We start from the raw sequence: 12,903 nt of genomic DNA, 5'->3' as shown, positions 1-12,903 counted from the left end.
GGTCCCCCGCGTGCTCAGCGCATTCCGCTCGGCTCTCGCGACGCCGGATCTACGCAAGAAGATCCTGTTCACGCTAGCCATCGTCGCGGTCTACCGGATCGGTGCAACCATCCCGGCTCCGGGGGTCTCGTTCGCCGCCGTGCAGGCCTGTACCGCACAGGCCGATCAGCAGGGCGTGTACCAGCTGCTCAACCTCTTCAGCGGCGGCGCGCTGCTGCAGCTGTCGCTGTTCGCGACGGGCATCATGCCCTACATCACCGCGAGCATCATCGTTCAGCTGCTCACCGTGGTCATCCCGCGGTTCGAGGAGCTGAAGAAGGAAGGCCAGTCCGGCCAGAACAAGCTGACCCAGTACACCCGGTACCTCACGATCGCGCTGGCGATCCTGCAGGCCACCGGCGTGGTCGCGCTGGCCGACCGCGGCACCCTGTTCCAGGGCTGCTCGCAGCCGATCATCCCGGACAACAGCATCTACTCGCTGACGCTGATCGTGGTCACCATGACCGCAGGCACCGCGGTGATGATGTGGCTGGGCGAGCTGATCACCGAGCGCGGCGTCGGCAACGGCATGTCGGTCCTGATCTTCCTGAACATCGCGGCCCGGATCCCGGCCGAGGGCGCCAACATCATCAGCAACGGCGGCGGCGTCGCGCTGGTCGTGGTCCTCGCGTTCGGCCTGGTGATCATCGCCAGCGTCATCTTCGTCGAGCAGGGCCAGCGCCGGATCCCGGTGCAGTACGCCAAGCGCATGGTCGGCCGCCGGATGTACGGCGGCACCTCGACCTACCTGCCGATCAAGGTGAACCAGGCCGGTGTCATCCCGGTCATCTTCGCCTCTTCGCTGCTGTACCTGCCGCAGCTGCTCAGCCAGCTGATCGGCGACCCGAACAGCAACGCGGGCTGGCAGGCGTTCATTCAGAACTACCTGGTCAACCAGAGCAGCTGGGTGCACATCCTGCTCTACTTCCTGTTGATCATCTTCTTCACCTACTTCTACATCACGATCACGTTCAACGTGGACGAGCGTGCGGAAGAGATGAAGAAGTTCGGCGGCTTCATCCCGGGCATCCGGCCCGGCCGTCCGACCGCCGAGTACCTCAGCTTCGTGCTGGGCCGGATCACGCTCCCCGGCTCGCTGTACCTGGGCATCATCGCGATCCTTCCGAACTTCTTCCTGTCCCTCACCGGCAGCGGGAACAACCAGAACTTCCCGTTCGGTGGCACGGCTGTGCTGATCATGGTGGGTGTCGGCCTCGACACCGTCAAACAGATCGAAAGCCAGCTGATGCAGCGCAACTACGAAGGGTTCTTGAAGTGACGCGACTGGTTCTCGTCGGCCCGCCCGGCGCGGGCAAAGGCACGCAGGCGGTTGCCCTGTCCGAGCAGCTGCGGATCCCGCACATCTCGACGGGCGACCTGTTCCGGGCGCACGTGGGCCAGGAGACGCCGCTCGGCCAGGAGGCCAAGCGCTACCTGGATTCGGGCGAGCTGGTCCCCGACTCGGTGACCAACGAGATGGTCCGCGAGCGGCTGGCCGAACCGGACGCGAAGGCGGGCTTCCTGCTCGACGGGTTCCCGCGCAACACCAAGCAGGCCGAGGTCCTCGGCGAGATGCTGAGCGAGTCCGACACCAAGCTCGATGCGGTCATCCAGCTCGACGTGGCCGAGGACGTCGTCGTCGGACGCCTCATGTCGCGAGGCCGCGCGGACGACACCGAGGACGTGATCCGCCGTCGCCAGCAGGTGTACGTGTCGGAGACCGCGCCGCTGCTGGAGTACTACGCCGACATCCTGGTGAAGGTGGACGGCGTCGGCGACGTGCAGGAGATCTCGGACCGCGTGCTGAAAGCGCTGCGCGACCGCACGTGAATCTCGGAGGATTGCGTGTTCTGCAAGTGCTCCGCCGCGGGCGCATGATCGAGGTCAAGACGCGCGGCGAGCTGGAGGCCATGCGGGCGGCCGGTCTCGTCGTCGCCCGCACCCTGGCCGCCGTGCGCGAGCGCGCGCGGCCCGGGGTCAGCACGGCCGAACTGGACGAACTGGCCGAGCAGACGATCCGCGACGCCGGCGCGGTGCCCTCCTTCAAGGGCTACCACGGGTTCCCGGCGTCGATCTGCGCGTCGGTGAACGAGCAGATCGTGCACGGCATCCCGTCGGCTGAGCAGGTGCTCGCCGAGGGTGACCTGATCTCGGTCGACTGCGGCGCGATTCTCGACGGCTGGCACGGCGACTCCGCGGTGACGCTGGAGATCGGCGAGGTCAGCGAGAAGGACCACGAGCTGTCCGCCGCCACCGAACGCGCGATGTGGGCCGGCATCGAGGCGGTCCGCGCGGGTTCCCGGCTCACCGACATCTCGTTCGCGGTGCAGACCGCCGCCGAGAAAGCGGGCCGGGAAGACGGCCGCGAGTACGGGATGATCCTGGAGTACGGCGGCCACGGCATCGGCCGCCAGATGCACATGGAGCCGTTCCTGCCCAACGTCGGCAAGCCCGGCAAGGGACCCCGGCTCAAGCCCGGCATGGCGCTCGCGGTCGAGCCCATGCTGACCGGCGGCAGCGGCGAAACCCTCGAACTGGACGACGGCTGGACGGTCGTCACCATCGACGGTTCGCGCGCCGCGCACTGGGAGCACACCGTCGCCATCACCGAGGACGGTCCCTGGGTGCTCACCCTGCCCGAAGAGTCCTGAGCGGCCACTCACACGGGTCTACTTGCACCCCGGCCGCCGGGCCATCGCACGGGTTGCGTACACTGTCAAGTCGGCGCGCTCATGCGCCGGTTCCAGCATGCTCGCGAATTCTCGCGAACCTCATGGACCCGGGGCCGAGTGTGGCCGAGCACCACCCAGTAAGCAAGGACTCGAGCTCAAAACCGATCACGCTGTGCACATCAAGCGTGCATCAGGGATTGCGGAGGACATGGCTAAGAAAGACGGGGCCATCGAGGTCGAAGGCCGCGTGGTCGAGCCGCTCCCCAACGCGATGTTCCGCGTCGAGTTGGAGAACGGCCACAAGGTCCTGGCACACATCAGCGGCAAGATGCGGCAGCACTACATCCGCATCCTGCCGGAGGACAGGGTTGTCGTGGAGCTGTCGCCCTACGACCTCTCCCGTGGTCGCATCGTCTACCGCTACAAGTGATCACGCCAGAGCCGAGCAGAGCAGGAAGCAGGAAGACGTGAAGGTCCAGCCGAGCGTCAAGAAGATCTGCGACAAGTGCAAGGTGATCCGCCGTCACGGCCGGATCATGGTGATCTGCGAGAACCTGCGTCACAAGCAGCGTCAGGGCTGACCACCGCACTGCAGCAGGCCGCTTGACGGCTAACCCACCCTCCCCGTACCTGCCGGACCGTGCGAACGGTCCGGCGCACCCCCGGACTTCAGGCCGGGGCCGGGACACCCGGGGCGCAAGCCACGGGCACGACAGGCGAGTCGGTTCCGGAACCGGACGGGGAGCAGACCTGAAGACGAACTCGAAAAAGGAGCACCAGTGGCACGACTCGCTGGCGTCGACCTTCCCCGCGAGAAGCGGTTGGAGATCGCGCTGACTTACATCTACGGGATCGGCCGTACCCGCTCGAAGCAGATGATCGCTGCTGCCGAGCTGAACGCCGACACCCGCGTCAAGGACCTCAGCGACGAGGATCTCGTCAAGCTGAAGGACTACATCGACGAAAACTTCAAGGTCGAGGGTGACCTTCGCCGTGAGGTGAACGCCGACATCCGGCGCAAGATCGAGATCGGGACCTACCAGGGTCTGCGCTGGCGTCGTGGTCTGCCGGTCCGCGGTCAGCGGACCAAGACCAACGCCCGCACCCGCAAGGGCCCGAAGAAGACGGTCGCCGGCAAGAAGAAGGCTGGCAAGAAGTGAGCACCCAGGGCAAGAAGGTCGTGCGCATGGGCGGTTCCGTCCGGCGCTCCGCGACCTGCGCTTCGCCCAAGGCGCTCTACGCCCGCCCGATGGCACTGCGCAACCTCTACACCGACGCCGGATCCATCATCCGCCGCGGGCAGCAGGAAGCGGTCGCCGCTCACCAAGAGAACGCGCGCTAACAGGAGATCCCTCAGAACATGCCACCCAAGAGCCGCACTGCGGGGGCCAAGAAGGTCCGCCGCAAGGAAAAGAAGAATGTTGCGCACGGTCACGCGCACATCAAGAGCACCTTCAACAACACCATCGTCTCCATCACGGACCCGACCGGTGCCGTGATCGCGTGGGCCTCCAGCGGCCACGTGGGCTTCAAGGGCTCGCGCAAGTCGACCCCGTTCGCCGCGCAGATGGCCGCCGAGAACGCCGCCCGCAAGGCGGCCGAGCACGGCATGAAGAAGGTCGACGTTTTCGTGAAGGGCCCGGGTTCGGGCCGCGAGACGGCGATCCGCTCGCTGCAGGCGGCCGGCCTCGAGGTCGGCACCATCCAGGACGTGACCCCGCAGCCTCACAACGGCTGCCGCCCGCCCAAGCGGCGCCGGGTCTGAGGAACGGGGAGGAGTACTAAGAAATGGCTCGTTACACCGGCCCCGCGACGCGTATTTCGCGTCGCCTCAAGGTTGACCTCATCGGCGGCGACCAGGCGTTTGAGCGTCGCCCCTACCCGCCGGGCCAGCACGGCCGCGGGCGCATCAAGGAGTCCGAGTACCTCCTGCAGTCGCAGGAGAAGCAGAAGGCTCGCTACACCTATGGCGTTCTCGAGCGCCAGTTCGTCCGGTACTACAAGGAAGCCGTCCGGCGTCCGGGCAAGACCGGTGAGAACCTGCTGCAGATCCTGGAGTCCCGGCTGGACAACGTGATCTACCGCGCCGGCATCGCCCGCACCCGCCGCCAGGCGCGGCAGCTGGTGAGCCACGGCCACTTCCTGGTCAACGGCGTCAAGGTCAACGTGCCGTCCTACCAGGTCACCAAGTGGGACATCATCGACGTCAAGCCGAAGTCGGCGGGCACCCTCCCGTTCGTCGCGGCGAAGGAAGCCTTCGGCGAGCGTCCGATCCCGGCGTGGCTGCAGGTCGTTCCGTCGACTCTCCGCGTGCTGGTTCACCAGCTCCCGGAGCGCGCGCAGATCGACGTTCCGGTTCAGGAGCAGCTGATCGTCGAGCTTTACTCGAAGTAACCGGTCTCTGCGACTGGTTACCGGGCGGCGGCGCCCACAGTGCGCCGCCGCCACGCCATCCCTTCGACGTCATATGGCGGGCGTCGTCTGGAAAGGAAACTAAGAAATGCTGATTTCCCAGCGGCCGGCTCTCGGCGAAGAGACGGTCAACGAGACCCGCTCCCGGTTCACCATCGAACCGCTGGAGCCCGGCTTCGGCTACACGCTCGGCAACTCGCTGCGGCGCACGCTGCTGTCGTCCATCCCGGGCGCGGCCGTGACGAGCATCCGCATCGACGGCGTGCTGCACGAATTCACCACCGTTCCCGGGGTGAAGGAAGACGTCACCGACATCATCCTGAACCTGAAGGAACTGGTCGTGTCCTCGGAAGAGGACGAGCCGGTCACCATGTACCTGCGCAAGCAGGGCCCGGGTGAGGTCACGGCTGCCGACATCGTGCCGCCCGCGGGCGTCACCGTGCACAACCCGGATCTGCACATCGCGTCGCTGAACGGCAAGGGCAAGCTCGAGATCGAGCTGGTCGTCGAGCGCGGCCGCGGTTACGTTCCGGCCCTGCAGAACAAGCAGGCGGGCGCGGAGATCGGCCGGATCCCGGTCGACTCGATCTACTCGCCGGTGCTGAAGGTGACCTACAAGGTCGAGGCCACCCGTGTCGAGCAGCGCACCGACTTCGACAAGCTGATCCTGGACGTCGAGACCAAGCCGTCGATCACCGCGCGCGACGCGGTCGCTTCGGCGGGCAAGACGCTGGTGGAGCTGTTCGGTCTCGCTCGCGAGCTGAACGTCGACGCCGAGGGCATCGAGATCGGCCCGTCGCCGCAGGAGGCGGACACCATCGCCGCCTACGCGATGCCGATCGAGGACCTGGACCTCACCGTCCGGTCGTACAACTGCCTGAAGCGCGAAGGCATCCACACCGTTGGCGAGCTGGTCTCGCGCAGCGAGGCGGACCTTCTCGACATCCGCAACTTCGGCGCCAAGTCGATCGACGAGGTCAAGCTGAAGCTCGTCGGCCTCGGCCTCGCGCTGAAGGACAGCCCGCCCGGGTTCGACCCGTCCGCGGCTGCCACCAGCTACGACGGCGAAGGCTGGTCGGAAGGGGTCGCCGGCATCGGCGGCGGGATTTCGGACGACGGCCACGACGATGGCCAGGACTACGCAGAGACCGAGCAGCTCTGAGGCCTCGTGCCCGGACGCTGTGAGCTGAACTAGGAGAAAGTCATGCCCACCCCTACCAAGGGAGCCCGGCTCGGCGGGTCTGCCGCGCACGAGCGGCTGATCCTGGCCAACCTGGCCACTCAGCTGTTCGAGCACGGCAAGATCACGACGACCGAGGCCAAGGCCAAGCGGGTCCGCCCGCTGGCCGAGAAGCTGATCACCAAGGCGAAGCGGGGCGACCTGCACAACCGTCGCCTGGTGCAGAAGGTCGTCCGGGACAAGGACGTCGTGCACAAGCTGTTCGCCGAGATCGGCCCGCACTTCGCGGAGCGCGCCGGCGGTTACACCCGCATCACCAAGACGATGCCGCGCAAGGGCGACAACGCCGCCATGGCCGTCATCGAACTGGTCGCGGAGAAGACCGTGACGTCCGAGGCCGAGCGCGCTCGCGGCACCAAGTTCGCCAAGGACGAGGTCGCCGCCGCTCCGGTCGCCGAGGAAGCCGCTGAGGCCCCCGAAAAGGTCTCAGCGACCGAAGAGGCCCCGGCCGAGGCTCCGGCCGCCGACGAGGCTGCCGCTTCGGACGACGCCGACGCCAAGAAGGACTGAGTCCTGCCGGCACTGTCTACATCGGACGAGCCCGCCGCTCCCCACGGGGAGGGCGGGCTCGTTCGTCTGCGCCTTGACGTCAGCTACGACGGCACGGACTTCTCCGGCTGGGCCCGCCAGCCCGGCCGGCGCACCGTGCAAGCCGAACTGGAGCAGGCGCTGCAGCGTCAGCCGCCGGGGGAGTCGGTGCCGAAGTCCGTGGTCGTCGCGGGCCGCACGGACGCCGGAGTGCACGCCACCGGACAGGTCGTGCATGTCGATGTGGTCCCGTTCGCGCCGGGCGCGCCAGGCCGGATTCCGGTGGACGAACAGGGAATCCCGGACCTGACCCGCATGCGCGGCCGCTGGAACAAGCTTCTGCCCGCCGACGCGCGGGTCCTTGAGGCCCGGGTGGCTCCGGATGGGTTCGACGCGCGGTTCTCCGCCATCCGGCGGCACTACCGTTATCGCGTCTCAGATGCGCCGTGGGGCGTAGATCCGTTGCGCCGCAACGACACGCTGGCTTGGGGTCGTCCACTGTCGACAGAGCGGATGAACGCTGCCGCCGCGGAATTGCTGGGCTTGCAGGACTTCGCCGCGTACTGCAAACAGCGCGAAGGCGGCACGACGATTCGTGAGCTGCAGCGTCTGGAGTGGACTCGGATCGACGAGCATCTGCTGGAAGTCCAGGTCAGCGCGGACGCGTTCTGCCATTCGATGGTCCGCAGCCTGGTCGGGGTATTGCTGCTCGTGGGGGACGGGCGGCGGGGAACCAGCTGGCCGGGCGAGGTTTTGGCGAGCGGGGAGAGGGACAGCGCGGTCGCTCCGGCGCACGGGCTGACGTTGACGGCGGTGGACTACCCGCCGGACGAGCTGCTGGCCGCGCGGGCGGAGCAGACGCGGAATGTGCGGTCGTCGACCGAGCTTTAGCCCGGGCCAGCCAAAAGAGCCGGACGTGCCTGATACCAGAGTGGTATCATCGGCGTCATGGCGATGACTCTGCGGTTGAACGACGAGCTGGAACGTGCGCTCGCGTTGCTTGCCGAAGCGGACGGGGTGAGCAAGCACGAAGCGGTAGTGCGGGCGATCGCGGACGCCGCGGCCCGCCGGGTCCGGGACGACCGGGTGCGCGAACTTTCCAGCGAAGGCCGTTCCCGCTACGCCTCCCTGCTTGATCGCCTGGCGCAGTGAAGTTCGAGTACCTGACGCTCGACGATCTGCTCCTGCTGTCGGCCGACCTCCGGGTGCCCGGGGTGCGCGACCTCGGCTTGCTCGACGCGGCGGCGCACCGGCCGCAGTCCTCGCTGATGGGGCAGGACGCTTATCCCAGCCTGCACGAGAAAGCCGCGGTGCTGCTGGAATCCATCGTCCGGAACCACCCGCTGATCGACGGGAACAAGCGTCTTGGCTGGATGTCGGTGTTCGTCTTCCACGGGCTGAACGGCTACGACCTGGACGCCCCGGAGGACGAGGCGTACGACCTGGTGATCGCGACCGCGACCGGAACTTTGCCGTATCAGTCGGTGGCCGAACGGCTGGCGGAGTGGTCTCACGCGGTGCGCACACCCGCCGAACACTGAAAACGGTGAAGGCCTCCTCGCGGAAATCCGCAAGGAGGCCTTCACCGGTTGACCGTGCTCAGTCGCCGCGCCGAACCGGCCCGAGCAGCTGCTGTTCCTTCTGCGTCGTAACCAGCCGCAGCGGACGCCACAGGTTCGTGCCCAGCGCCACGACCTGGTCGTCCTTCAGCGTGGTCAGCTGGCGCATCATCTGCGGCGGCAACCGCCAGATCCGGGCCGCCAGTTCGGCCTGTCCGGCGGGCAGCCGCTGCATCAGCACGAGGTCCGCGGCGTTCGCCGTGGTGCCTGCCTGCGGGTGCAGGTACGGCAGGACGTACACCGTCGTCTGCCACGGCGACCTCGGCGGGAAGAGGTCCTGCGGGGTCGGGCCGCCGTCGGTCACCACCAGCAGCGGGGCGTCCTCGGACGGGCGGGGCAGCTCGACCGGCGAAAGCCGGCGGATCTGCACCAGCGGCGACGGCCGTCCGTCGCGGCTTCCGGCGGCCTGCTGCAGTACCTGCCACGCGGCGGGACGTCCGGTGGCCACAACCACCCAGGCACCGGTCGCCATGGCACGCATCGCGACCTGACGGGCCAGGTAGAGGCCGCCGACGAGCACGATGCGGGTCGGCTGCGAGCGCAGCGCGGACACCGTCAGCGGCTCGCCCTTGAGGCCGGAGCCGAGGACGACACCGCCGCGGTCGCCGGACGGGCTGATCGCGTCGAGCATGGCCGGGTCGACCGTGAACTCCGGGGCGACGCCTGTGTTGGGCCCAGCGTCACGTACGCGGGCACTCATGCCGCTCATGCGGTCCCTCCGATCGGCAGCGTCGCGGAGAACGCCGAGACCTGCATGCCCTTCAACGGGGTCAGGTCGACGTCCAGCCGCTCCGCGATGCTCTGCAGCCGCTGGTCGGCGGCGTCCAGCTCACGCGGGTTGCGGGCACTGAGCCGCACCACGCCACGCAGGCCGATGCGGCCCTCGTCGGCGGACGGCGAGATCGCCATGGCGACCGTCGCGGACAGCGCGCGCACGCTGGTGAGCCCGTTGAGGCTGCCGCTGATCTTGCCCTTGGGCCAGCCGGTGATCGCGTAGCTGGAGTGCCCGATGCCGGCCGCGGTGACGCCGGTCCAGCTCTCCTGCAGGCTGACCTTCTCGTTCGAACCGGCGACCGCGGTGAGTTCGGCGGCCGAGATGCTGGCGCGCAGCAGTTCGTCCGGGTCGAGCGGCCGGGTCGGCACGCCCTGGGACTCCAGTGCGTTGCGCACCCGCGACAGCGCGCCGATCATCGCGCGGTGCGCGCCGACGACGCCGCCGCCGCGTTCCCGGATCGCCTCCGGGCAGCGCCGCGGGTCCAGCCGGACCGCGATCCACGTGGTCCGCCGGGCGGCCGCGGGCAGCGGGCCGAGCACCTCGAGATAGGAGCTGAGTGCCGGGGCGTCCGCGGGCATCGCGGCCGAACCCGGGTAGCTGTGCCAGATCATCTGGATGGAATCCAGCAGCACGCCGCGGTCTTCCAGGCACGGCGCGAGCGCGGACAGCGGAAGGCTGGGCGCGCCGCCTGCCTGGGAGATCATCGCCGGCATCGGCTCGACGAGCAGGACCGCGGTCCACGTGCCGTCGTTCCAGGCGATACCGACTTCCTGCCGTTCGTGGTCGACGGCGTGCGCCACCACGAGGTCCGGCACGGCCAGCCGCAGCAGGCTGACGCGGGCGTCCTCGGGACCGGTGACGGCGCTTTCCTCGGCGAGTTCCTCGATGCTGGTCGGCGGCGGCGGAGTCGCCACGCGGCCGTGCGCGCGGAACCGGTACCGCAGCGTCAGCGAGAGCCACTGGGTGAACCAGCGGCCGCCGACGCGCAGGAACGCGAAGATCAGGCCGAGCGCCGCGACGCCGATCGCGACGTACTTGAGCTGCATGTTGATCGCCAGCAGCACGAGACCGATCGCGACGCCGACTTCCAGCACGACGAGGTTGACCACCGGCAGCGGGCCGAGCGAGATGCCGCCGGAACGCCGCCGCGAGGGCGGGGCCATCCGGAGCGCGGTCGCGGTGCCGCCGCCGGTCGGGGCGGGCTCGCCGCTTTCCGGGCCGCCTCCGCTGTTCGGGCCGCCAGGTCCACCCGGGCCGCCGGGACCGCCGCCGCCAGGACCGCCGGGCCCACCGGGGCCGCCGCCTCCGGGGCCGCCAGGCCCGCCGGGGCCACCAGGTCCGCCAGGTCCGTTGCCGCCGGGACCGCCAGGACGGGGTCCGCCGGGGCCGTTACCGCCAGGACGTCCGGTCCGCGGGCCACCCGGTCCGCCGGGGCCGCCAGGACCACCCGGTCCGCCGGGCTTGGGTCCGCCGGGACCAGGCTTAGGCCCGCCGGGTCCACCGGGACCTCCGGGGCCGCCAGGCTTGGGTCCGGGAGCACCGGGCTTGGGAACGCCGGGGCCGGGAGTGACCGGTCCGCCAGGCCGTCCGGGTCCGCCCGGTCCGCCGGGACCTCCCGGCCCGCCAGGACCGCCGGGGCCACCGGGGCCACCGGGGCCGCCAGGACCACCGGGAGCACGAGGAGGCATGCCGGGGCCGCCGGGAGCCGCGCCGGGCCCGCCCGTTCTGCCGGGCCGCTGCGGCGGACCCGGGGGACGTCCCCCGGGAGGCGGTGGCGGTCCCTGCGGACCAGGCGGACGTGGAGGCGTGCTGACGGACATCCGCGCGTTCTCTTCCCCTCGTGAGTGCTGCGTACCCGGAAAGCCGGTCCCGGGATGCCTGACCCTAACCGGAGTTGGTAGAAACCCCACACCAGACGGTCCCCGTACGGCTATCCTGCGGAACCGTACCGCGACGGGGAGGACTGTAGGTCGAGAATGCCATCAACACCCACGACTAAGTCTCAGGTTCAGGCATACAAGTTCGTCCTGCGCAGGATGCAGTCCGCGCTGGTCCGCCGTGATGCGGTGATGCTGCACGACCCGATGCGCTCGCACGGGCGCGCCACCACGGTCGGCGTGATCCTCGGTGTCCTCGGTGCCGTCGTCTTCGTGCTGTGGGGACTGCTGAGTCCCGCGCCTTCGGTGCCGTCGTCGGACAACATCGTGATCGGCGAGCAGTCCGGCACTGTGTATGTCGTCACGGGCAACCCGGCGCGGCTGATCCCCACCTTCAACCTCGCGTCGGCGCGGCTGATCCTCATGGCGCAGAAGCAGCAGGGCGGCCAGGGGCAGGCGCAGGGCCAGGGCGGCCAGCAGCAGGCGGCGGAGGCGAAGAACCCGACTGTCGTCTCGGATGAACAGTTGAAGAACATGCCGCGCGAGAAGCTCACCGGCATCCCGGACGGCCCGCAGCTGCTGCCGTCGGCGGACCAGCGGATTTCACCCAACTGGGCGGTCTGCGACGAGGTGGTGCTCGATCCGTCGCTGCCGCAGCAGGACTCGGTGAACAAGACCAACACCGACGTCATCGCCGGCATCGACAAGCTCGGCGGCGAACTGCGGGAGGACCAGGCGCTGCTCGGCGACGCGGGCAACGGCAAGACCTACCTCATCTACCGGCTGCCGGCGACGCAGAGCAGGCCGAACGCGAACACCGTGCGCGCCGAGGTGCCGTCCGGCAGCAGCGACCCGGTGCGGTCCGCGCTGCATCTGCCGACGAAGTCGCGCAAGGTGTCGCAGGCCTTCCTGAACGCGATCCCCGAGGTCACCAAGCTGACGCCGCCGCTGGTGGACGGCGACAACACGACGCCGTCGAGCAGCTTCGACGGCCTGACCGTCGGCAACGTCTTCTCGACCCAGCCGACCGGCGGGGCGCAGGAGTACTGGCTCATCGCGAAGAACGGCATCCAGAAGGTGTCGCCCGCGGTCGCGGACATCGTCCGCACGGCGAAGACCAGCGGCACGGCCACCACTCCGACGCTGGGCCTCGACAAGATCAACAACGTCAAGGTGCTGCAGCCGGGCGACCCCGGCTACGTGAAGGTCGACGACTACCCGAAGATCGTGCCGACCGTCCTCGACGCCACGCAGGGCTCGCCGGTGGCGTGCCTCGGCTGGTCCCTCAACGCCGACCACAGCCAGGCGCACACCTCGGTCTACATCAACAAGCAGATCCCGGTGGAGAAGAACGCGGACGGCACCTCGAAGATCATCAACGTCAGCAACACCGGCCCGAACGGCGTGCCGATCACCGGCTTCTACATGCCGACCGGGTACGGCGCGGTGGTGCAGTCGGCCACCGAATCGGAGAAGACCTTCGGCAAGGGCCCGATCCAGCTGATCTCCGACCGGGGCATCCGGTACGGCGTGCCGGACGCGGCGACCGCGGACGAACTGGGGCTGAACAACCGGCTCCCCGCGCCGGAATCGATCATCGGGCTGCTGCCGACCGGTGCGTCGCTGAACGTGCAGAACGTGATGAAGCAGTTCGACTCGGTGCCGATCGACCCGAACGCGGGCTCGTACAAGCAGGCGGCCGGACAGCAGCAACCCGCCGGGAACTGACTGCGGGTTCCGT

General features: G+C 68.9%; 17 protein-coding genes. 15 read left to right on the top strand and 2 right to left on the bottom strand.

The window, feature by feature from the left end; translation table 11 throughout:
- The first annotated feature begins 10 nt into the window (after positions 1–10).
- From secY to ACFSVL_RS05310, 14 genes are all read left to right on the top strand, one after another.
- A complete protein-coding gene (gene secY / locus ACFSVL_RS05375; RefSeq protein WP_378301016.1) occupies positions 11–1,318 on the top strand; it encodes a preprotein translocase subunit SecY in 1,308 nt (435 codons plus the stop codon).
- Positions 1,315–1,869: an adenylate kinase gene (locus ACFSVL_RS05370; RefSeq protein ID WP_378301015.1), complete on the top strand. Its 555-nt coding sequence runs from the start codon at positions 1,315–1,317 to the stop codon at positions 1,867–1,869. Before secY ends, ACFSVL_RS05370 begins: the two co-directional genes overlap by 4 nt.
- Before the next feature lie 44 nt (positions 1,870–1,913).
- Positions 1,914–2,690, top strand: coding sequence for a type I methionyl aminopeptidase (gene map, locus ACFSVL_RS05365; RefSeq protein ID WP_378301986.1), 777 nt, complete (start codon positions 1,914–1,916; stop codon positions 2,688–2,690).
- Positions 2,691–2,919: 229 nt separating this feature from the next.
- On the top strand, positions 2,920–3,141 hold the full coding sequence (infA, locus tag ACFSVL_RS05360) for a translation initiation factor IF-1 (protein WP_004558881.1): 222 nt from the start codon (positions 2,920–2,922) through the stop codon (positions 3,139–3,141).
- A 37-nt stretch (positions 3,142–3,178) separates the two neighbouring features.
- Positions 3,179–3,292 carry a 50S ribosomal protein L36 gene (gene rpmJ / locus ACFSVL_RS05355; protein ID WP_004558882.1) on the top strand — a complete coding sequence of 38 codons (114 nt, stop codon included), beginning with the start codon at positions 3,179–3,181 and terminating at the stop codon, positions 3,290–3,292.
- A gap of 198 nt (positions 3,293–3,490) precedes the next feature.
- Positions 3,491–3,871 (top strand): 30S ribosomal protein S13, encoded by a 381-nt coding sequence (rpsM, locus tag ACFSVL_RS05350; RefSeq protein WP_009072337.1) that lies wholly within the window; start codon positions 3,491–3,493, stop codon positions 3,869–3,871.
- Complete coding sequence (locus tag ACFSVL_RS05345) at positions 3,868–4,053, top strand: hypothetical protein (RefSeq protein WP_378301013.1); 186 nt, start codon at positions 3,868–3,870, stop codon at positions 4,051–4,053. Before rpsM ends, ACFSVL_RS05345 begins: the two co-directional genes overlap by 4 nt.
- An 18-nt stretch (positions 4,054–4,071) precedes the next feature.
- Entirely contained in the window at positions 4,072–4,476 is a 405-nt protein-coding gene (rpsK, locus tag ACFSVL_RS05340) for a 30S ribosomal protein S11 (RefSeq protein ID WP_009072340.1), read from the top strand.
- 23 nt (positions 4,477–4,499) lie between these two features.
- A complete protein-coding gene (gene rpsD, locus ACFSVL_RS05335; RefSeq protein ID WP_378301010.1) occupies positions 4,500–5,105 on the top strand; it encodes a 30S ribosomal protein S4 in 606 nt (201 codons plus the stop codon).
- A 106-nt stretch (positions 5,106–5,211) separates the two neighbouring features.
- Positions 5,212–6,285: a DNA-directed RNA polymerase subunit alpha gene (locus ACFSVL_RS05330; RefSeq protein WP_009072342.1), complete on the top strand. Its 1,074-nt coding sequence runs from the start codon at positions 5,212–5,214 to the stop codon at positions 6,283–6,285.
- A 42-nt stretch (positions 6,286–6,327) separates the two neighbouring features.
- The gene (gene rplQ / locus ACFSVL_RS05325; protein ID WP_378301008.1) at positions 6,328–6,873 is read left to right on the top strand and encodes a 50S ribosomal protein L17; all 546 of its coding nucleotides are present in this window, start codon (positions 6,328–6,330) and stop codon (positions 6,871–6,873) included.
- 12 nt (positions 6,874–6,885) lie between these two features.
- The gene (truA, locus tag ACFSVL_RS05320) at positions 6,886–7,782 is read left to right on the top strand and encodes a tRNA pseudouridine(38-40) synthase TruA (RefSeq protein WP_378301984.1); all 897 of its coding nucleotides are present in this window, start codon (positions 6,886–6,888) and stop codon (positions 7,780–7,782) included.
- Positions 7,783–7,839: 57 nt separating this feature from the next.
- Complete coding sequence (locus tag ACFSVL_RS05315) at positions 7,840–8,043, top strand: CopG family transcriptional regulator (RefSeq protein WP_378301006.1); 204 nt, start codon at positions 7,840–7,842, stop codon at positions 8,041–8,043.
- Positions 8,040–8,432 (top strand): type II toxin-antitoxin system death-on-curing family toxin, encoded by a 393-nt coding sequence (locus ACFSVL_RS05310; RefSeq protein WP_378301004.1) that lies wholly within the window; start codon positions 8,040–8,042, stop codon positions 8,430–8,432. Before ACFSVL_RS05315 ends, ACFSVL_RS05310 begins: the two co-directional genes overlap by 4 nt.
- 58 nt (positions 8,433–8,490) lie before the next feature.
- On the opposite strand, the gene ACFSVL_RS05305 is transcribed toward ACFSVL_RS05310, so the two are convergent.
- Both ACFSVL_RS05305 and eccE read right to left on the bottom strand, forming a co-directional pair.
- Positions 8,491–9,210, bottom strand: a complete 720-nt coding sequence (locus ACFSVL_RS05305; RefSeq protein WP_378301982.1) for a hypothetical protein — start codon at positions 9,208–9,210, stop codon at positions 8,491–8,493.
- Between the two features lie 5 nt (positions 9,211–9,215).
- Positions 9,216–10,448: a type VII secretion protein EccE gene (gene eccE, locus ACFSVL_RS05300; RefSeq protein ID WP_378301002.1), complete on the bottom strand. Its 1,233-nt coding sequence runs from the start codon at positions 10,446–10,448 to the stop codon at positions 9,216–9,218.
- Positions 10,449–11,261: 813 nt separating this feature from the next.
- On the opposite strand from eccE, the gene eccB reads away from it, so the two are divergent.
- A complete protein-coding gene (eccB, locus tag ACFSVL_RS05295) occupies positions 11,262–12,890 on the top strand; it encodes a type VII secretion protein EccB (protein WP_378301000.1) in 1,629 nt (542 codons plus the stop codon).
- The last annotated feature ends 13 nt before the right edge of the window (positions 12,891–12,903 follow it).

It is taken from the genome of Amycolatopsis silviterrae (assembly GCF_042684085.1).
GTDB classification, from domain to species: Bacteria; Actinomycetota; Actinomycetes; order Mycobacteriales; family Pseudonocardiaceae; genus Amycolatopsis; species Amycolatopsis silviterrae.
This window is presented reverse-complemented; position numbering and strand designations above follow the sequence as displayed.

Bases quoted from the DNA above. Each gene is read 5' to 3' on its own strand.
- map (WP_378301986.1), top strand. From the start codon at position 1,914: ATGATCGAGGTCAAGACGCGCGGCGAGCTGGAGGCCATGCGGGCGGCC.
- infA (WP_004558881.1), top strand. From the start codon at position 2,920: ATGGCTAAGAAAGACGGGGCCATCGAGGTCGAAGGCCGCGTGGTCGAG.
- rpsK (WP_009072340.1), top strand. From the start codon at position 4,072: ATGCCACCCAAGAGCCGCACTGCGGGGGCCAAGAAGGTCCGCCGCAAG.
- rpsD (WP_378301010.1), top strand. From the start codon at position 4,500: ATGGCTCGTTACACCGGCCCCGCGACGCGTATTTCGCGTCGCCTCAAG.
- ACFSVL_RS05330 (WP_009072342.1), top strand. From the start codon at position 5,212: ATGCTGATTTCCCAGCGGCCGGCTCTCGGCGAAGAGACGGTCAACGAG.
- rplQ (WP_378301008.1), top strand. From the start codon at position 6,328: ATGCCCACCCCTACCAAGGGAGCCCGGCTCGGCGGGTCTGCCGCGCAC.
- ACFSVL_RS05315 (WP_378301006.1), top strand. From the start codon at position 7,840: ATGGCGATGACTCTGCGGTTGAACGACGAGCTGGAACGTGCGCTCGCG.
- ACFSVL_RS05305 (WP_378301982.1), bottom strand. From the start codon at position 9,210: ATGAGTGCCCGCGTACGTGACGCTGGGCCCAACACAGGCGTCGCCCCG.
- eccE (WP_378301002.1), bottom strand. From the start codon at position 10,448: ATGGCCCCGCCCTCGCGGCGGCGTTCCGGCGGCATCTCGCTCGGCCCG.
- eccB (WP_378301000.1), top strand. From the start codon at position 11,262: ATGCCATCAACACCCACGACTAAGTCTCAGGTTCAGGCATACAAGTTC.